Here is an 18584-nt window from a genome sequence, read left to right on the forward strand (position 1 = left end):
CCAAATAGCGGGCCGGCTGCCCACGGCGCCGGCATCCGGCCGGGACCGGAATTGACAGCGTTTCAAGGCACTTCCTACACCCGCCGGCAGGGAGGACCTCCGATGACGAGCCACGATTTCGACTACGACCTGGTGGTGCGCGGAGGCATGCTCGCCGGTCCGGCCGAGGTGTTCGAGGCCGATCTCGGCGTGCGCGACGGGGTGATCGCCGCGGTCGGCCGGTCGCTGCGGCGCGGGCGCGAGGAGATCGACGCCAGGGGCCTTATCGTCACTCCGGGCGGCCTCGATCCGCATTGCCACATCGAGGAGCCGTCCGAGGACGGCGGCGTGCAGGAGGAGAGCTTTGCGAGCGGCTCGGCCGCGGCGCTCGCCGGCGGCACCACCTCGTTCATCTGCTTCGTGCCGCAATGGAAGGGGCACCCGATCGCCGCGACGGCAGCCGGCTACGAGGCCCGGGCGCGCGCCTCGCGGGCCGATTACAGCTTTCACCAGATCATCACCGACCCGACGCCCGACGTGCTGGAGCGCGAGGTGCCGGCGCTGGTCGCCCGCGGCATCCGCAGCCTCAAGGTCTTCCTCACCTACGATCCCCTGCGACTCACCGACGGCCAGTTCCTCGAGGTGCTGGCGACCGCCCGGCGCCTCGGCGCCTTCGTGACGGTGCATTGCGAGAACTACGACGCGATCGGCTGGCGCATCCGCGCGCTGCTCGACGCCGGACTCACCGACCCGCTCCAGCACGCCTGGGCCCGCCCGCCGGTGGTCGAGCGCGAGGCGACGCACCGCGCCATCGCGCTCGCCGAGCTCGTCGACCAGCCGATCCAGGTCTTCCACGTCTCCTGCGACGAGGCGGCCGAGGAGATCGCCCGGGCGCGGACCCGCGGCGTCAAGGTCTGGGGCGAGACCTGCCCGCAATACCTGACCCTCTCGACCGACGACCTCGCCCGGCCCGATTTCGAGGGCGCCAAGGTGGTGTGCTCGCCCGCCCTCCGGGCGCCCGGCGAATCCGAGCGGATCTGGTCGCGCATCCGCGAGGGCACCCTCGACGTCGTCTCCTCCGACCATTGCGGCTTCTCCTTCGCCACCGCCAAGCGCGATCCGGGCAGCAGCGGCTACGGCCAGGGCGGGGCCAAGGCCCGCCCCGACGGGATGCCGGCCTTCAACGCGATCCCGAACGGCGTGCCCGGCATCGAGACCCGCCTGCCGGTGCTCTTCTCCGAGGGCGTCTCTTCCGGGCGCATCGATCTGCCGACCTTCGTGCGCCTGACCTCGACCAACGCCGCGCGCCTGTTCGGCCTCGCCGGCCGGAAAGGGACCCTGGCCCCCGGGGCGGATGCCGACCTCGTGCTGTGGAACCCGGATGCCGAGCGGGTCCTGACCAATTCGGACCTCCACCACGCCATCGACTACACGCCCTGGGAGGGGATGCGCCTGAAGGGCCTGCCGGTCACGACCGTCCGGCGCGGCGAGATCGCGGTGCGCGACGGCAAGGTGCTGGCCGAGCCCGGCTCCGGCCGCTTCCTCGCCCGTGGGCCTTACGCGCTCGCCACCCCGTCGGGTCGGGTGCCGGACGGCTTCGACGCGGCGGCGCGGCGCTGAGGCCCTCGACGTCGGCCGCGGCCTGGCCGACCATGCCGGCTTCCTCGGGAGGACCGGCATGGCGACCGTGAGACTATGGACCGACGCGGAGGCGGATGCCGATCCCCGCGTCAAGGCGGTGTTCGACGACATCCGGGCTTTGCGCCGCTCGGACTTCATCAACAATTTCTGGCGCGCGCTGGCCAACCAGCCGGCCGTCCTGGAGCGGACCTGGGCCGACCTGAAGCAGGTGATGGCCGCCGACGGCGCCCTCGACCCGCTGACCAAGGAGCTGATCTACATCGCGGTCTCGACCGCCAACGGCTGCAGCTACTGCATCCATTCCCACACCGCCGCCGCGCGGGCCAAGGGCATGACCGAGGCCCAGCACGGCGAGCTGCTGGCGGTGATCGGCATGGCAAGCACCACCAACGCGCTCGTCACCGGGATGCAGGTGCCGGTGGACCGGGAGTTTCAGGTGTAGGACACCCTCGCCTCTACGGCTTGCAGATACACAACACGAAGCCCGACCCCGTGTAGAAACGAGCGCTTTCCCCTCCCCCTTGCGGGGAGGGGAGGCGCGCGATCGTTGAAGGGGAAGCGCTCGAACCGAGACGTGTGACTGCGATAGCCTCAAGCGGCGAGCGCCGCCTCCTTCGTCTCGGGGGTGGCGAGCATCGCGGCGGCGCCGAGGAGGCTCGTCGCGATGACGTACCAGGCGGGCGCGAGCGGATCGCCGGTGACGCCGATCAGCCAGGTCACCACCAGCTGGGTCGTGCCGCCGAACACCGTCACGACGAAGGCGTAGGCCACCGAGAGGCCGGCGCTGCGCACGCTGCGCGGCAGGAGCTCGGGGATCGCCACCAGGCTCGCCGCGCCGCTCATCGCGCCGAGCGCCGCGATCAGGGCCGACATGCTGAGCAGCGTCGCCGGGCCGGGATCCCGCGTCATCAGCAGGAAGGCCGGGTAGGCGACGAGCAGCAGCAGGATCCGCGGCACGATCATCACCCGGCGCCGGCCGTAGGCGTCGGCGAGCCGGCCGGCCAGCACCGAGAACACCAGGACGCAGGCGCCGACCACCGCCGTCGCGGCGATCGACAGGCTCGCCGGCAGCTTCAGCGTCGTGATCGCGTAGGTGGTCATGTAGTTGCCGACATAGGTCGAGACCGTGCCGCAGAGCAGGATCGGCACGACCAGCGCCAGCGTGCGGCCGTGCTCCCGCAGCAGACGGGCGAGCACGGCGCCGGCGGTGGCCTCCGCGTGGCCGGTGCTCTCGCCGGCGGTCTCCGGCATCGCGCGGCGGATGTAGATCCCGACCGGGATGATGAGCAGGCCGAGCAGGAACGGGATCCGCCAGCCCCAGGCCTGCATCTGCTCAGGGCTCAGGCCCAGCGACAGCACGACGCCGATCGTGCCGGCGCACAGGGTGGCGAGGCCCTGGCTGGCGATCTGCCAGCTGGCATAGAGGCCGCGCTTGCCCGGAGGCGCGCTCTCGATGAGGTAGGCGGTGGACGGACCGACCTCGCCGCCGAGCGCGAAGCCCTGGATCAGGCGCCCGATCACCACGAGGATCGGCGCGGCCATGCCGATCGTGGCGTAGCCGGGGGTGAGCGCCAGCATCAGCATGCCGACCGCCATCAGGGCGATGGTCAGCATCATCGCGGGCTTGCGGCCGGCGCGGTCGGCATAGGCGCCGATGACCACGCCGCCGATCGGCCGCGTGACGAAGCCGATGCCGAAGGTGGCGACGGAGGCCAGCAGGCTGACCCAGGCGTCGCCGGCCGGGAAGAAGGTCTGGCCGATCGTGACGGCGAAGAAGGCGTAGGTGGTGAAGTCGTAGAATTCGAGGGTGTTGCCGATCACCGCGGCGACGACGCCGCGCCGGCGCGCCGCCTCGTCCGCGGCGGCGGGGGGTGCCTCGATTTCTGCCTCGTCGAGAGTGGTGGTGGCGGTCATGGTCGCTCCTCCGGGGCGCTTCGCAGGCCTCACGCGGGAGCGGGGTGCCCCCGGTGCGCGTCGGGCCGGGGCCGAGCCCCGGCCCTCCCCCGGCCTGTCGTTGTTTCGTCGAGCTTGGAGACCGGACGCATCCGTGTCCAAGACCGTTCGGGAACGGAAGCATTCCCGCGAGGAATGACGCCGGGGTCAGGCGCCGCCCGCCTCCCCGCGAAACACCTCTTCCATCTCGCGCCGGAACCGGATCGCCGGATCGTCGGCTGCGAACGACACGTCCTCCCACGACACCGGCGTCCCGGCGGCGACGGGCCGAGTGAGGGTGAGGCCGTGGGCGAGGCCGATCGGCAGGCCGCCGGCCGCAAGCGAATCGCGCGCCGGCATCAGCCGGCCGTAGACCGTGTAGCCGCCCTCCCCGTCGAGGCGCTCGCCGGCCTTCAGGTCGCGCTTGGCGGTCGCCACCACGTCGCCGGAGAAGCCCCGTGTGGTGCCGGTCGCCTCGCCCCTGACCGCGATGCTGGCGACCGAGAGCCCGAGCTCGAGCCCGATCAGGTGATAGGGCTTGTACATCGCGCTGTAGGTACCGCTCGAGTCGGTCTTCAGGCCGTATTCCGAGAAGCACTTGCGGACGTAGTCGGAGGGCGCCTCGAAGGTGGCGTAGACGCCCCAGCGCAGGTCGCGGAACACCGGGCGGCCGTCTCGCTCCAGCGACGACACCACCTCGACCGTGCCGTCCACCGGCAGGATGCCGCCGGCGGATTCGGGGCGGAGCAGGGTCGGCAGGTCGTCGACGCCGCAAGGTGGAAAGGCGAGGCCGGCCGGCGGCGGGGTCAGGTCGCAGGCATTGGCGACCGCCGCCATCTCCAGCGCCGACTTGGTGCCGTCGAGGAAGGAATTGAACATCTGCGGGTTGAAGTCGCCGCCGGCGACCTGCTCGGGCGTGAAGCCGTAATGGCCCCAGACCGTCTCGGGGGTCGAGGCGTGGTAGACCGGCAGGTACTTGGTGCCCTTGCCGGCGCAGACCACCCGGAAGCCGGCCGTGCGGGCCCAGTCGACGATCTCGGCGATGAGCGCCGGCTGGTCGCCGTAGGCGAAGGAATAGACGATGCCGGCCTCCGCCGCCTTGCGGGCGATGAGGGGACCGGCGAGCGCGTCGGCCTCGACGTTGACCATCACGATGTGGCGCTTGTGCCGGCAGCAGGCGAGCGCGTGGCGGATGCCGGCGCCCGGGTGCCCGGTCGCCTCGACGATCACCTCGATCCCGTCGGCGGCGATCAGCCCTTCCGCGTCGTCGGTGAGGAAGGTCGTGCCGTTGCGCATCGCCTCGGCCGCGCTCTTCGCCTCATGGCGCTCCGCCGGCCAGCCGACCCGCGCGAGCGCCGCCCGCGCCCGCTGCGGGTCGAGATCGGCGATGCCGACGACGTGCAGGCCCGGCGTGCGGGGCACCTGCGACAGGAACATCGAGCCGAACTTGCCGGCCCCGATCACCCCGATCCGCACCGGATTGCCGGCCTCTGCCCGCGCCGCGAGCTTGTGGTACAGGCCCATCTCGTCCTCCCGGGCGGCGCAGGGGCCGCCCTGCCCTTCCCTCGGCGCGCGTTCCGGGCGCCGTTGCGTGAACCGTCACGGATCGGCAGCATGAGGTCAACCGGCGCGGAAGGCCGGGCGGGGATGGGGTAGGGGCATGGCATTCACCTTCGCGCGGCTGACGCCGGAACTGCTGATCACCGACCTGGCGGCGAGCCTGCGTTTCTGGGTCGACCTGATCGGCTTCCGGGTCGCCTACGACCGGCCGGAGGAGGGCTTCGCCTATCTCGACCGCGACGGGGCGCAGGTGATGCTGGAGACGCGCAACACCGCCTCGCGGCAATGGCTCACCGGTCCGCTGGAGGTGCCGCTCGGCCGCGGCATCAACTTCGAGATCGGGGTTGCGGCGGTCGAGCCGATCCTGGGACGGCTGGAGGCGGCGGGCTGGCCCCTCTACATGGCGGTCGAGGACGCCTGGTACCGGGCCGGCGAGGTCGAGGTCGGGCAGCGCCAGTTCCTGGTGCAGGACCCGGACGGCTACCTCCTGCGGCCGGCCGCGAGCCTGGGGCGGCGGCCCGCGACCGGGAGGGCGTCGTGACTGCGACCCGCCTCAGATCTCGATCTCCGTCCCCACCTCCATCACCTGCCGGGTCGGCACGCAGAAGAAGGCGCCGGTGCGCTCGCCGTTGCGGGCCATGAAGGCGAACAGGGTCTCGCGCCAGCCCGCCATGCCGCGGTGGTTGTGCTTGGGGATGACCGTCTCGTGGCCGATGAAGACCGTGACGTCCTCGACGAACTCGGCCGGCAGGCCGCGATGCGCGACCGCGCAGGCGAGCCCGTCGGGGATCGAGGCGTCCTCCATGTAGCCGTAGCGGAGCGTCACCCGGTAGAGGTCGGGGGCGATCCGGATGACCTCGGCGCGCTCGGTCTCCGGCACCACCGGCTTCTCCTCGTAGAGGGCGGTGACGATGGTGCAGCGGGACGGCAAGGCGTGGCTGCGCTCCACCAGCCGGCTCATGTGGAGCGGGATGCCCTTGGTCGCCGCCGACAGGAAGGCCCCCGCCCCCGGCAGCCGGATCGGCGGGTCGGCCCGCAGGCGTGCCAGGAACGCGCCCTCGTCCTGGCGGGCGCCGACCCGGTAGGCCTCGATCAGCCGCGTGCCCTGGAGCCAGGTCAGCATCGTCACGGCGACGATCGCGGTCAGCACCAGGGGATACCAGCCGCCCTCGAACACCTTCACGCTGTTGGCGGCGAGGAAGACGAGGTCGATCGTCAGGAACAGCCCGTTGACCAGGAGGACGAGCAGCAGGTTGTAGCCCCAGCGCCGGGCGATCAGGGCGGCGAGCAGCGTGGTGATCGCCATCAGCAGCGACACCGCGATGCCGTAGGCGCCGGCGAGCGCGTCCGAGGTCTCGAAGATCAGGACGGCGCTCAGGGTCGCGGCGGCGAGCAGCCAGTTGACGATCGGCACGTAGATCTGGCCGCGCTCGTCCCGCGCCGTGTGGATGATCCGGATATAGGGCAGGAAGCCGAGCTGCACCGCCTGCTGGGTGAGCGAGAACACGCCCGAGATGATCGCCTGCGAGGCGATGACGGTGGCGAGCGTCGCCAAGCCGATCAGCGGGTAATGCGCCCAGTCCGGGCTGAGGCGGTAGAACGGGTTCTCGATCGCGTCGGGCTCGGCGAGGAGAACGGCGCCCTGTCCGAAATAGTTGATGACGAGGGCCGGCAGCACCAGGCCGAACCAGGCGAGCCGGATCGGCCGGGCGCCGAAATGCCCGAGATCGGCGTACATCGCCTCGCCGCCGGTGACGGCCAGGAAGGCGGCGCCGAGCATCGCGAAGCTGACGCCCCAGCCCGCATGGGTGAGGAAGTCGATCGCCTTCAGGGGGTTGAGCGCCGCGAGGATCTGCGGCGATTGCAGGATGCCGCCCAACCCCAGCAGGGCGAGGACGAAGAACCACACCAGCATCACCGGCCCGAAGATCCGCCCGATGAAGGCCGCGCCCTTGCTCTGGATCAGGAACAGACCGACCAGGATCACCATCGTGATCGGCACCACCGCGCGGGCGAGGCCGGGCGCCTCGACCTTCAGGCCCTCGACGGCGCTGAGCACCGAGATCGCCGGCGTGATCGCCCCGTCGCCGTAGAGGAGAGCGGCGCCGATCAGCCCGACGACGAGGAGCAGGCCGGCCCAGCTGCGCGGCTCGGCGTGGCGGGCGCCGAGCAGCGCCAGCATCGCCACGATGCCGCCCTCGCCGTGATTGTCGGCCCGCAGGATCAGCACCGCGTACTTGAGCGAGACGACGACGATGAGCGCCCACAGGATCAGCGACACCGCGCCGATCACCGCGGCGGGCTCGGCGTGGCCGTGGCCGGCCGCCCGCACCGCCTCCTTGAAGGCGTAGAGCGGGCTGGTGCCGATATCGCCGTAGACGACGCCGAGCGCGCCGAGGAGCAGCGCGGGCTTCAGCGGCCGCGCCGGCTCCCGCTCGTCCGTCCTCGACGAAGTTTCCTCTTCCGTGCCGATGAGCTGGCCCACGGGTCGCCTCCGCCGGCACGCCCGGGCGCTTCGGCCCCGCTGCCGCATCCAGCAACGCGGATCCCCGCCTCGGGCTCCGTCGCGTCAGCGGCCTAGGCGAAGAAGCCATGCCGCCGCAGCGGCGCCCGGCCCGGCAGGGGACGTCGCGGCGCGACGCATGCCGGGCTCGGCGACCGTCCGGGGCGGGACCGATCGTCCGGACGAGCGGCGTGACGGGGCGGCGGACCCGGCGTGGCCGCCATGGAGATATCATGCCGATATCAACCACCGATTGTATAATTATAGTAGGAATTGCTTCACGTCTCGCTGTTAGTGATTGCCACTGCGAGGAGACGACAGAATGTCCATCAGGGCGCGCGTATTCGGGGGGTTCGGGCTGATCCTCCTGCTGACGGTCGCAGTCGCGGCGATCGGGTGGCACAGCCTGACGGGCTTCGCCCGGCGGGTCGACACGGCCAACGCGGCGCAGCTGCTGGCCGGCGAGATCGGCGATCTCGCGCTCGCCACCGACCGCGCCCTCAAGAGCGACGATGCGCGCCGGGACGACGCCCTGCGGGCGGCGATCGGCCGGGTGCGGGCGAGCGCCGGCGCCTTCTCGGGCCGCCTCGCCGACGACCCGAAGGCGGCGTCCTCCGCCGCCGGCATCGCCGATGCGCTGGACGGGTTCGAGGCGGCGGTGACGGCCTTCGGCGCCCAGAAGGCGACGACGCGCGCGCTCCAGGACCGCCACGCCGCCCTGATCGCCGAGCTGCAGAACACCGTGACGGGCATCGGCACGGCGCAGGAGCGCCAGCTCGCCCGGGCCGGCCAGGCCCTCGACAGGGCGCTCGCCGACCAGAAGAGCGCCACCAACACGGCCGTCGTCGTGGCCTTCGCGATCCGCTCGGCGCTCGAGATGCAGGTGCTGCAGGTCGGCTTCCTGGCCGGCGACGGCGAGGACGGCAAGCTGGAGATCCAGTCGAAGGTCAATTCCGTCGCCGTGCTGCTGCGCCGCCTCGGCGCCATGACCTCGATCGAAACCGTCCAGCCCGCGCTGACGGCCCTCGAAGCCTACCAGGCCAAGGTCGAGGAGCCGTTCGGGGCCGGCGGCAAGGCTGAGCGCGGCGAGGAGCTGGCGCCGCTGTTCGGCGGCCTGATCGTCGGCCTGCGCCAGATCGAGCAGGCGCAGAACAACGCCCAGACCGCCGCCCAGGTGACCCTGCGCCAGCAGCAGGACAAGGTCTCCTCGGGCACGGGTCTGCTCATCGCCAGCGGCAAGGCGATCTCCGCCGCCAAGGAGGCGCAGATGCAGGAGCAGCGCCTGATCCTGGCCCGCGACGCCGAGGCCGCCCAGGCGGTCGACGCCGCCGCCGACATCCTGATCGACCAGGCCGAGACGATCCTGTACGGCGACATCGACGCCGCCGCGCAAGGCGTGCTGCGCGACCTGACCGCGAAGGTGCGCGGGTTCAAGGACAGCATCCCGGAGATCGTCAAGGCCAACGCGGCGCAAGGGCAGATCTTCGCCGACCTCGACCGCCGCTCGGCCGAGCTGGTCTCGGCCGCGCAGGGCATCGGCGCGAACGAGCTGACCCAGCTCGCCGCCGAGCGCGACCGCGCCCTGTGGCTGCTCGCCGGCGGCGTGGCGCTCGCCTGCGCCATCGGCGGTGCCCTCGCCCTGCTCATCGGGCGCGGCATCACCCGGCCGATCGACCGGCTGTCGGGCGCCATGCGGGCGCTCGCCGGGGGCGATCTCGCCACCGAGGTCCCGGCCCTGACGCGCCGCGACGAGATCGGCGCCATGGCCGGCACCGTGCGGGTGTTCCGCGAGGCGCTGGTCGCCAAGGCGGAGGCCGACCGCGCCGCCGCCGCGGAGGCCGCCGCCAAGGCCGAGCGGGCCGCCCGCCTCGACGCGGTGACCCGCACCTTCGAGGCCAACGTGGTGGCGATGACCGCGACGCTCGCCGAGGCCGCCACCGGCATGGAGGCGACCGCCCGGACCATGACCCAGGCCGCCGAGACCACCAACGGCCGCTCGACCGAGGTGGCGGGCGCCGCCGAGCAGACGCTCGCCAACGTCCAGATGGTGGCGGCGGCGAGCGAGGAGCTCTCGGTCTCGATCGGCGGCATCGCCGCCCAGGTGGCGCAATCCTCCGGGATCGCCCGCGACGCGGTCGACCAGGCCCGCCGGACCGACGAGACGGTGCAGCGGCTGGTGAAGTCCGCCGACCAGATCGGCGACATCGTCAACCTGATCTCGTCGATCGCCGGCCAGACCAACCTGCTGGCGCTCAACGCCACGATCGAGGCGGCGCGGGCCGGCGAGGCCGGCCGCGGCTTCGCGGTGGTGGCCGCCGAGGTCAAGGAGCTGGCGAGCCAGACGAGCCGCGCCACCGCCGAGATCGCCCAGCAGATCGGCCACATCCAGGAGACCACCGGCGGCGTCGTGCTGGCGATCCGGGACATCTCGGGGGTGATCGAGCGGATGTCGGAGATCGCCGAGGGCGTCGCCGGCGCGGTCGACCAGCAGGGCTCGGCGACCCAGGAGATCGCCCGCAATGTCCAGCACGCGGCGCAGGGGACGCAGGCCGTGACCACCGGCATCGTGGCGGTGCAGCGCGAGGCCGGCAGCACCGGCGCGGCCGCGACGGAGGTGCTCGGCGCCGCCGACCGGCTCGGCCGCTACGCCGGCGAGCTGGAGCGCGAGGTGGCGGTGTTCCTGGAGGGGGTGAAGGCGGCCTGACCGGGGCGGACGCGGAATGCGGACGGTGCGAGGGGGCGGATGGGGGAGAGACCCCGTCCGTCCCCTCGCTGCATCGGGACGCCCGAAGCGAGTCGATGACGGCCGTTCAGCGGCCCCTCGCGGGCGGCGCCGCCCTCATGCCGAAGGTCTTGCGCGGGCCGGGACCGCCCTGCCCCGCCCGGCCCGGAGCCGGGCCCGCCTGAGCCGGACGATCGGGCGCCGCCGACGCATCGGCGCGGGGCCCGCGCCGCCCGGCCGGTACGACGATCCTGAACAGGGCGAAGAGCCAGAAGGCCATGACGGCCCAGCGGCCGAAGAGGCCGTCCGCGGCCTGGCGCAGGGTGATCACGTCGGGATCGTCGGCGGATTGGACGAACTCGACGGCCTCGCCGCCCCAGCTCGCGAACGAGCTGTAGTCGAGATCGCGCGTGCCGCTCTCCGGAGCGGAGCGCCGCGCCGCCGTGACGGAGCAGAACGAGACCAGGAACGCATAGCGCGTGCATCGGGCCTCGGTAGCCGTCCAGTCCGTCGCCGGGACCCATTGCCCGCGATGAGCGGTGTCTCGCAGCAGGACGGGCCCGGGCAGGACGATGGCGTAGAGCGCTGCCCCGCCCAGCAGCAATCGAGCCAGCAACGTCTTCATGATCGCTCCATTCCTGCGCGCGCCGGCCGCTTCCGCACCTATGCGCCGCCCTCCTGCGAGAGAGGGAACCCGGGCCGTCCGGCCATGCCGATACCGTCGCGCAACTCCATCGCTCCGCGATGGTCCCATCGAATCCTGAACATCCTACTTGCATGACCTAGAGAAATTATCGTCAAAATCGGGTTATCTTCGCGAAGATATAACGTATTTGAACAATGAGCGGCGTCGATTTAAGTGGTATAAGATCTTATTTTGCGTCTTTATGCAGTAAATCATTAGAACAGACTTATATTCACGATGCTTCTTCGAATGCCAACCGCAAGTCCAAAGGCTCCTCCCCGGAGCGCGATGCGGGGCCGGTCCAGGCCCGAGGCCCACCGGACGACGAGAGGCGAACGCCGTCCGGCATGAGGGAACGCGGGGACCGACGACGCGGCCGCGCATCACTGCGAGCGCGCAGCTGGCGCGCATCGTCGCGGAAGCGGCCGTAGGCGACGACGTCCGCCGGGGCGCCGCCGGCGGCGTAGGCCGCGTGCATCGCCCGCCAGGTCGTGGCCGGAACGAGCGGGTCGTTGTCGCCGTAGAGCCAGAGCGAGGGCACGCGGCTGCGGGCGCCGAGGCCGCGCACGGCCTCGACCATGGAAGCCTCCCAGCCCGGGCTCGCGGTCCTCACGCCGCCGAGGACATTGACCATGGCCCGGACGCGCCGGCCGCGAGGGCGTTGAAGCCGCCGAAGCCCGCTCCCGCCACGATCACCCGACAGGCGTCGAGCATCGGGTCGCGCCGCATGATCGGAGCCGCGGGCCAGAGGGGGTCCGGCGCCTGCATGCCGGATGTCCGCATCGTCTCCGCCGCCCGTCCCGGAACGCTGCCGAGCGCGAGGACGGCGCAGAGGGCGAGGCGCAGCGGCAGGAGGGCGGACCTGCGCGGAACGATCACGCCCGTTCGCCGCAAGGCCCGCCGGCGGAGGAGCGGTCGAGGGCCGCCACGACCCGGGTGCTCCGCAGGCTACGCCCCGACCCGCACCGTCAGCGCACCCAGGTCCCCGAGCTCCGCCCTCACCACGTCCCCCGGCGCGACCGGGAGCGGCACCGTGGTGGTGCCGGTGGTGACGATCTCCTCGGCGCGCAGGGTGATCCCCTGGCCCGACAGGGCATTGGCGAGCCAGGTGAGCGCGAGGCGCGGGTCGTCGAGGGCGTTGCCGCCGCGGCCGTCATGGGGCGCCCTCCCCTCCGCGGCGATCCGGGTCGGCATGGCGGCGAGGTCGAGGCTGCGCCAGCCCTCGGGCGCGGGCGGGCCGAGGACGAAGAGGTGGGCGCAGGCATTGTCGGCGATCAGCGCCGCCTCCCCTGCCCTCTCGAAGGCGGCGAGCCGCGAATCCGGGAACTCGATCGCCGGATGGGCCGCCTCCACCGCCGCCATCACCTCCTCGACGGTGTAGGGCTCGGGGCGAGGCGGCAGGTCGCGGCCGATCCGGAACGCCACCTCGGGCTCGGCCACCCGCATCTGGTTGCCGGCGAGCGGCACCACGTCGTCCGGCGACAGGACCTGCTCGGCGAGCAGTCGCCCGGCGAGCGGCCCGTCGGCGCCGATATGGCGCTGGCCGGCGAGGCTCGTCGCGGCGATCTTCCAGCCGTAGAGGGTCGAGGCGCTGCGCGGCTCCAGCAGCGCCTGGATCCGGTAGGCGGCGGCGCGATCGGCAGGCGCGAGCTCGGGCGGCAGGGCGTCGAGCAGGCGGCCCTCGCGCCAGTGCTGCCAGAGCAGGTCGGAGGCGGCCTGGAGCGTCACGCGACCCTCCCGGTCAGGCCGCCGTCGACGGGGAGCGCCACGCCGGTGATGTAGGCCGCCTCGTCGGAGGCGAGGAACAGGGCGGCGTTGGCGACGTCCCAGGCGGTGCCCATCCGGCCCATCGGGCAGGCGGCGTCGCGGGCGCGCACCATCTCGTCCGGGTCCTGGTACTGGCCGGAGATCTGCTGGTGGATCAGCGGCGTGTTCATCAGCCCGGGCATGATCGCGTTCGCCCGGATCCCGTCCTTCGCGTATTGCAGCGCGAGCCCCAGGGTGAAGTTGTTCACCGCGGCCTTCGCGGCGTAGTACGCCGCGTAGGGGTATCCGGTGTAGCGGATCGCCGCCGCCGACGAGATGTTGACGATGCTGCCCGCGCGCTGCGCCAGCATGTGCGGCAGCACGTGCTTGCAGGTGAGGAAGCAGGTGGTGAGGTTGAGGTCGAGGGTGCGGTGCCAGTCGGCCTCGCTCAGCTCGACCGGCCCGCCCATCTGGGCGTAGCCGACGTTGTTGTGCAGCACGTCGATGCGGCCTTGCGCAGCCATCACCTCGGCGACGAGGGCCGCGACCGCGCCCGAATCGGTGGCGTCGCAAGCGGCCGCCGTGGCGGCGCCGTCCTCGCGGCGGATGATCTCGGCGGTCTCCTCCGCCGCCTCGCGCCGCACGTCGACGCAGACCACCCGGGCGCCGTGGCGCGCGAAGGTCACCGCCGCGGCCTTGCCGTTGCCCCAGCCCGGCCCCGCCGAGCCGGCGCCGAACAGCAGCGCCACCTTGCCCTCGAGCCGCCGCGAGCCCGGGGCGCTCCCGCCCTCCGCCATGGTGATCCTCCCTGCGTCGTTCGTCGTTCGCGCCCGTCGGCGCATCGAATTCTTGCTTGCTCCGCGCCTGTCGGCGCGGTGCCCGGCACCCTATAGAGATCGGCGAGCGGCCGCAAAGCGAAGACGGCCAGAGCGACGACGGTCCCAGGAGGAGACGCCATGCCGACCCGCATCATCGCCGAGACCCCGCCCCGCCTGCCCGCCGACCTGATCGCGCGGTTTTCCGCCGTGCCGGTCGCGGTGGTGGTCGACCTGCTGGAGGGCCGCACCCAGGTCGATCCGGCGATCCGGCCGCTGCGGCGCATCGCCGGCGGGCCGGCGCTCCTCGGCAGCGCCGTCACTGCGCTGTGCGAGCCGAAGGATTACGGCGCCGTGCACCACGCCATCGCGGTGGCCGAGGCCGGCGACGTGGTGGTGATCGATGCCGGGGGCCGGGGCGACGTCGCGATGATCGGCGACCTGCTCTCGACCGCGGCGCGGCGCAAGGGCATCGTCGGGCTCGTCGCCGACGGGGCGGTGCGCGACACCGGGATCCTCGGCGGCTGGGGCGACTTCGCGGTGTTCACCCGCCACGTCACCGCCCGCGGGCCCGCCTCGAAGGACGGCGGCACGGTCAACGCGGCGGTCACGATCGGCGGCGCGCCGGTCCGCCCCGGCGACCTGATCCTCGGCGACGACGACGGCGTCGTGGTGATCCCGCGCGAGGCGGCGGACGGCCTGATCGCCAAGGCCGAGGAGCGGGCGCGCGCCGAGATCGGCTGGGAGAAGCGGCTCTCGGCCGGCGAGACGACGCTCGCCGTCTTCGCCGTGCCGGACGCGGTCCGGGGCTAACGTCCCGGTTCCTGCCCCCGCGCTTCCTCGACCGTGACCCGGGGCACCGCGAAGCGGTCCCCGGTGCGGGCGTAGAGGTCGCCGTAGAGCCGGCCGACCGGCAGGAAGGCGCCATCGCGCAGGTGGCGCCCGTCCGGGGTGAACAGGTCGGGGTTGGCCTGCAGCGACACCACCTGCCCGAGCACGATCCTTCGCTCGGGGGAGAGGTCGATCACCGTGTGGGTGCGGCAGCCGAGGCTCGCCGGCGCCTCGGCGATCCGGCGGGGCGCGACGCCGGTGCAGGGCAGGAGCGTCAGCCCCGCCGCCGGGATCTCGCTCTCGCCGGGCGGGAACTCGGCGGCGCAGACCGTCATCGCCGCGACCAGCGCTTCATCCACGAGGTTGACCACGAATTCGCCGGTCTCGGCGATGGCGCGGGGCGTGTCCTTGAGCGTCCCGTCGGAGCGCAGGTTGAAGCTGAGGGCCACGATCGGCGGCTCCTCGGCCAGCACCTGGAAGAAGCTGATCGGGGCCGCGTTGTCGATGCCGCTCCTCGAGCGCGTGGTCACCAGCGCGATCGGCCGCGGGGTGACGAGGGCGGTGAGCAGGCGGTAGCGGTCGCGGGCGGGCAGGTCGTCGAAGCGGAGGTCCATCGGATTCCGTTGAGGGTGAGGCAGCGTCGGAGAGGCGCGCGCAAGTTGCAGGCCACGCGCCGGAGGACCGAGACCGTGCGGGACGGCCCGGCCGACCGACCCTCCCGCCTCGCACGATCGAGCCGACGACGCGCCGCCTCCTGCCTCACGCGGAAGGCCTCTCCCTCGATCATACGCCGACCACGGCCAGACTTCGACGATAGAACTTCGGTGCCGCAACCGTCGATCCGGCCTGCCGCCCTGGCGCATCCGTGAACTCACGAGCGGTATCGTAACGCCTTCAGATCATCCATAATATACTTGCAATATGTTATCATGTTTACGAGTTAGTGCTTAAAAAATTTGATCCGACGAGGGTCGCGTGCAAATTCACCCCCCCTCGACGACGGATCGATCCCATGCAGGGTGCGATGGACGCATTCTTCAACCCGGCGCTGACGAAGATCATCCTGACGAGCTTCGTCTGCGGCTCCTTCGGCGGACTCGTCGGCCACCTCATCAACAACGAGAAATCCAGAGCCCTGAGATCGGACAATCCGGACACGACCTGGTTCGCCTATCCCTCCAAATTCCAGAGCTGCCTGATCGGAGCGGGCGGATCGATCGCGTTCCTGTTCTTCATCGCCGCGATCGGCGGATTGAACGAGTTCAACACGCTCAACGAGTATCTCCGAGTGATCTCGGTCAGCGTCATCGCGGGCTTCGGCGCACAGAGCCTCCTGCCTCGCATGGTCGGCAACCTCGAAAGGCAATTGTCCGAGGTTGATAACAAGATGTCCCGCGTCGGACATCAAGTCGAGGAGGTTCGAGACGAAGCGCAATCCGCCGTCAGAAGCGCGCAGGAAGCGATCACGCAGGCGAACAATGCCAGGATCGAAGCCGAGCAAAGATACAATGAACTCAGGGATACGATCAACCTGAACAACGAACTGATAAAAGCCTGCGCGAAAGATACAGATCCTCAAGATTGGGCAAGTCAGCTCAAGCGCGCCGAGGATCTGGCGAGACAAGGTACCGCCACGAGCGCACTCTGGATCAACATCGCCAGATTGCAGAGGTTCAAGATTTCACTCGACAGCGCGATCGTCACGCTCGACATGCTGATCATGAAATACGAAAACAAGGAAATGCCGAAAGATCACAATTTCATTGCCGCCTATTTTAACAGAACGTGCTATCATGAATTGCGATTTTTGAAAAACAGCAACGCCGCGGATCGGCAGCTGGCCCTCGCGGATGCCAGGGCATGCCTCATGCACGCGAGCGACCCTGCATTTGAGATCAATCAGATGCGGGGCGACGAAGACTTATCAGAACTTGTCAAAACCGATGAGTTCAACTCGATTGTCAGTGCGCCCACTCCGCCCCCCCTTGATCTAAACTCCAATTCTATCGAGCATCCGCATCGACTCCTCCTTTCGCCGTCGAAATATCTCGACCGAGCCTTTCAAATATGGCCGTGGACGAGCCTTTCGTCAAGGAAAGGATGGTCGAGATCACTCCGGCAACGACGTCGGAGCGCATCATCGCCTGTTAAAGACCGATTAAGAAAGACCTGGGCGCGTGGTCCCTTCGCGGCCTCGCGTCATGACGGCAGCGCAGCTTTCGGCAGCAGCATGTGCACCCCCTTGTTGCCGTCCACCGTCTGCGTGATGCGCAGGTTGCCGGCGAGCGAGCACAGCATGTAGGCTTGGTTGCGGGTGAGCGCGGTGCGGGCGCAGACGTGGCGGATCATCTCGCGGACCGCCTGGCGCATCGCCTCGTCGAGGCTCTCGTGCAGGCCGATCGACATCAGGTCGGTCGGCGTCTCGGCGAAGGGCCAGTCGAGGGCCAGGTCTTTCGCCAAGTCCTTGCGCACCGTGAGCCGGAACGTGCCGGTGAGCCCGGTCTCGAGCGCGGTGATGCAGACCTCGCCGTCGCCCTGCACGCCGTGGCCGTCGCCGGCATAGAACCCCGCCCCCTCCGCGAAGACCGGCAGGTACAGGGTGGTGCCGGCCTTCAGCTCCTTGTTGTCCATGTTGCCGCCGAAGCGGCGCGGCACCGGCGAAGTCACCCGGCCCCAGGCCGGCGGCGGCGATGTCGCCAGGATGCCGAAGAACGGGTCGAGCGGCAGTTCCGTGCCCCAGGGCAGCACCGCGACGCCGCGCGCGGCATCGATGTCCGGGTGGATCGTCTCGTAATCCTCGAACTCGTCCGGCAGCGTACCGAGGAGCGGCAGGATCGCCACGAAGCCCCAATCCATCCGGAACTTGAGGTCGAGGATGTCGACCTGCAGCACGTCGCCCGGCACCGCGCCGCGGACATGGACCGGCCCGGTGACGAAGTGCGGGCCGATGCCGGGCGAGAGCGCGTCAAGCGCCTCGAGGTAGTCGGCCGGGTGGCGGGCGGGATCGGGATGGAGCGAGGCTCGCCCGCCGGCCGGGTGGGAATGCAGCGTGACGGTGTCGCCGGACTCGACCGTCAGCACCGGCGGCAGGGCGGCATCGAAATAGCCCAGCACCATCGTGTCGGGGGTGGCGGGGATCTCGTGATGACGGGACATAGATCCTCCCGGAGGCGGGACCGGAGTGTGTCAGCGCCTGGCGGGCTTGCAAGAGCCGAGCCGGACCGCAGACAGGAGCGCGCGTCCGGCGCATGATGCCCCAAAACCGGCGGGAGGCAGTCATGGCGGAGACCTGGATCGAGGCGGCCCTGAACGGGCCGTGGGGGCGCGAGCGCCAGCCCGGCATCCCGATCACCGTCGACGAGGTGGTGGCCGACGGGCTCGCGGCGGTGGCGGAGGGCGCGGCGATCGTCCACGTCCACGCCTACGACGCGCAGACCGGGCGCCAGAACGACGCCTGGGAGACCTATGCCCGCATCATCGAGGGCATCCGGGCGAAGTCCGACGCGATCGTCTACCCGACCATTCCCCTCGCCGGCTCCGACTATGCCGCCAGCGCGGCGATCCGCTACGCCCACACGGAAGAGCTGGCCCGGCGCGGCCTGATCGAGTGGGCGGTGTGCGATCCGGGCTCGACCACCTTCCTGCGCCACGACGAGGCGTCGGACGAGGAGAGCGGCTTCATCTACCAGAACCCGATGGCCGACATCCGCGAGGGCCTGCGCATCGCCCGCACCCACCGGATCCGGCCCGGCTACGCCATCTACGAGCCGGGCTTCACCCGCCTGGGCGCGGCGCTGGCCGACCTGGAGCCGCGCCCGCCGGTGCCGGTCTACCGCTTCATGTTCTCGGACGAGTTCGCCTGGGGCTTCCCGCCGCGTCCGGGCTACCTCGACGCGCACCTGGCGCTGCTCGCCGAATGCGCGCCGGGCGCCCCCTGGATGGTGGCGGGCCTCGGCGTCGACATCCTGCCGCTGGTGCCGGCGGCGGTCGCCCGCGGCGGCCATGTCAGGGTCGGGCTCGAGGATGCGCCGTGGGGATCGGAGCGGGGCAACCGCGACTGGGTCGCGGCGGCGCGCCGCGCGATCGAGGCGGCGGGCGGGACGGTCGCGGGGGCGGAGGCCGTGCGGCGGGATCTGGCGGAGCGGGACGGGGCGGGTTGACCCTCCGCTC

General features: G+C 71.1%; 17 protein-coding genes. 7 read left to right on the plus strand and 10 right to left on the minus strand.

Features of this window, described 5'->3' with window-relative positions; all coding sequences use genetic code 11:
* Positions 1-102 precede the first annotated feature (102 nt).
* Together hydA and A5481_RS08865 are read left to right on the plus strand one after the other, a co-directional pair.
* The gene (gene hydA / locus A5481_RS08860; RefSeq protein WP_048433884.1) at positions 103-1599 is read left to right on the plus strand and encodes a dihydropyrimidinase; all 1497 of its coding nucleotides are present in this window, start codon (positions 103-105) and stop codon (positions 1597-1599) included.
* Positions 1600-1657: 58 nt separating this feature from the next.
* Complete coding sequence (locus A5481_RS08865) at positions 1658-2062, plus strand: carboxymuconolactone decarboxylase family protein (protein WP_048433883.1); 405 nt, start codon at positions 1658-1660, stop codon at positions 2060-2062.
* 149 nt (positions 2063-2211) lie between these two features.
* On the opposite strand, the gene A5481_RS08870 is transcribed toward A5481_RS08865, so the two are convergent.
* Positions 2212-3534: an MFS transporter gene (locus tag A5481_RS08870; protein ID WP_156311834.1), complete on the minus strand. Its 1323-nt coding sequence runs from the start codon at positions 3532-3534 to the stop codon at positions 2212-2214.
* Between the two features lie 186 nt (positions 3535-3720).
* Complete coding sequence (locus A5481_RS08875; RefSeq protein WP_048433882.1) at positions 3721-5076, minus strand: NAD(P)H-dependent oxidoreductase; 1356 nt, start codon at positions 5074-5076, stop codon at positions 3721-3723.
* A gap of 136 nt (positions 5077-5212) precedes the next feature.
* Here A5481_RS08875 and A5481_RS08880 point away from each other — a divergent pair, with 136 nt between their 5' ends.
* Positions 5213-5653, plus strand: coding sequence for a bleomycin resistance protein (locus tag A5481_RS08880; RefSeq protein WP_048433881.1), 441 nt, complete (start codon positions 5213-5215; stop codon positions 5651-5653).
* A 12-nt stretch (positions 5654-5665) separates the two neighbouring features.
* Here A5481_RS08880 and A5481_RS08885 read toward each other — a convergent pair whose 3' ends face one another.
* Positions 5666-7516 (minus strand): potassium transporter Kup, encoded by a 1851-nt coding sequence (locus tag A5481_RS08885; RefSeq protein WP_245238802.1) that lies wholly within the window; start codon positions 7514-7516, stop codon positions 5666-5668.
* 421 nt (positions 7517-7937) lie between these two features.
* Between A5481_RS08885 and A5481_RS08890 the strand changes: the two genes are divergently transcribed.
* Positions 7938-10319: a methyl-accepting chemotaxis protein gene (locus A5481_RS08890; RefSeq protein ID WP_053082363.1), complete on the plus strand. Its 2382-nt coding sequence runs from the start codon at positions 7938-7940 to the stop codon at positions 10317-10319.
* Positions 10320-10425: 106 nt separating this feature from the next.
* Here the strand turns inward: A5481_RS08890 and A5481_RS08895 are convergent, their stop codons facing one another.
* The 5 genes from A5481_RS08895 to A5481_RS08915 all read right to left on the minus strand — a co-directional run bounded on the left by A5481_RS08895 (position 10426) and on the right by A5481_RS08915 (position 13565).
* The gene (locus A5481_RS08895; RefSeq protein WP_156311833.1) at positions 10426-10962 is read right to left on the minus strand and encodes a hypothetical protein; all 537 of its coding nucleotides are present in this window, start codon (positions 10960-10962) and stop codon (positions 10426-10428) included.
* A 292-nt stretch (positions 10963-11254) separates the two neighbouring features.
* Positions 11255-11602, minus strand: a complete 348-nt coding sequence (locus A5481_RS08900; protein WP_053082362.1) for a hypothetical protein — start codon at positions 11600-11602, stop codon at positions 11255-11257.
* Positions 11603-11631: 29 nt separating this feature from the next.
* Positions 11632-11901: a hypothetical protein gene (locus A5481_RS08905; RefSeq protein ID WP_053082361.1), complete on the minus strand. Its 270-nt coding sequence runs from the start codon at positions 11899-11901 to the stop codon at positions 11632-11634.
* A 69-nt stretch (positions 11902-11970) separates the two neighbouring features.
* Positions 11971-12750, minus strand: a complete 780-nt coding sequence (locus A5481_RS08910) for a 2-keto-4-pentenoate hydratase (protein WP_048433879.1) — start codon at positions 12748-12750, stop codon at positions 11971-11973.
* On the minus strand, positions 12747-13565 hold the full coding sequence (locus A5481_RS08915; RefSeq protein ID WP_048433878.1) for an SDR family NAD(P)-dependent oxidoreductase: 819 nt from the start codon (positions 13563-13565) through the stop codon (positions 12747-12749). The genes A5481_RS08910 and A5481_RS08915 overlap by 4 nt, the downstream gene beginning before the upstream one ends.
* Before the next feature lie 159 nt (positions 13566-13724).
* Between A5481_RS08915 and A5481_RS08920 the strand changes: the two genes are divergently transcribed.
* A complete protein-coding gene (locus tag A5481_RS08920; protein ID WP_048433877.1) occupies positions 13725-14396 on the plus strand; it encodes an RraA family protein in 672 nt (223 codons plus the stop codon).
* Here A5481_RS08920 and A5481_RS08925 read toward each other — a convergent pair.
* Entirely contained in the window at positions 14393-15028 is a 636-nt protein-coding gene (locus A5481_RS08925) for a flavin reductase family protein (RefSeq protein WP_048433876.1), read from the minus strand. The genes A5481_RS08920 and A5481_RS08925 overlap by 4 nt on opposite strands.
* A gap of 398 nt (positions 15029-15426) precedes the next feature.
* On the opposite strand from A5481_RS08925, the gene A5481_RS33380 reads away from it, so the two are divergent.
* Complete coding sequence (locus tag A5481_RS33380) at positions 15427-16716, plus strand: BAR domain-containing protein (RefSeq protein WP_156311831.1); 1290 nt, start codon at positions 15427-15429, stop codon at positions 16714-16716.
* Here A5481_RS33380 and A5481_RS08930 read toward each other — a convergent pair.
* Positions 16614-17570 carry an acetamidase/formamidase family protein gene (locus A5481_RS08930; protein WP_048433875.1) on the minus strand — a complete coding sequence of 319 codons (957 nt, stop codon included), beginning with the start codon at positions 17568-17570 and terminating at the stop codon, positions 16614-16616. The two genes, A5481_RS33380 and A5481_RS08930, sit on opposite strands and share 103 nt — an antisense overlap.
* Positions 17571-17692: 122 nt before the next feature.
* Here A5481_RS08930 and A5481_RS08935 point away from each other — a divergent pair, with 122 nt between their 5' ends.
* Positions 17693-18574: a beta-keto acid cleavage family enzyme gene (locus A5481_RS08935; RefSeq protein WP_064503886.1), complete on the plus strand. Its 882-nt coding sequence runs from the start codon at positions 17693-17695 to the stop codon at positions 18572-18574.
* Positions 18575-18584 lie beyond the last annotated feature (10 nt).

The sequence above is a fragment of the Methylobacterium platani genome, assembly GCF_001653715.1.
Taxonomy (GTDB): domain Bacteria; phylum Pseudomonadota; class Alphaproteobacteria; order Rhizobiales; family Beijerinckiaceae; genus Methylobacterium; species Methylobacterium platani.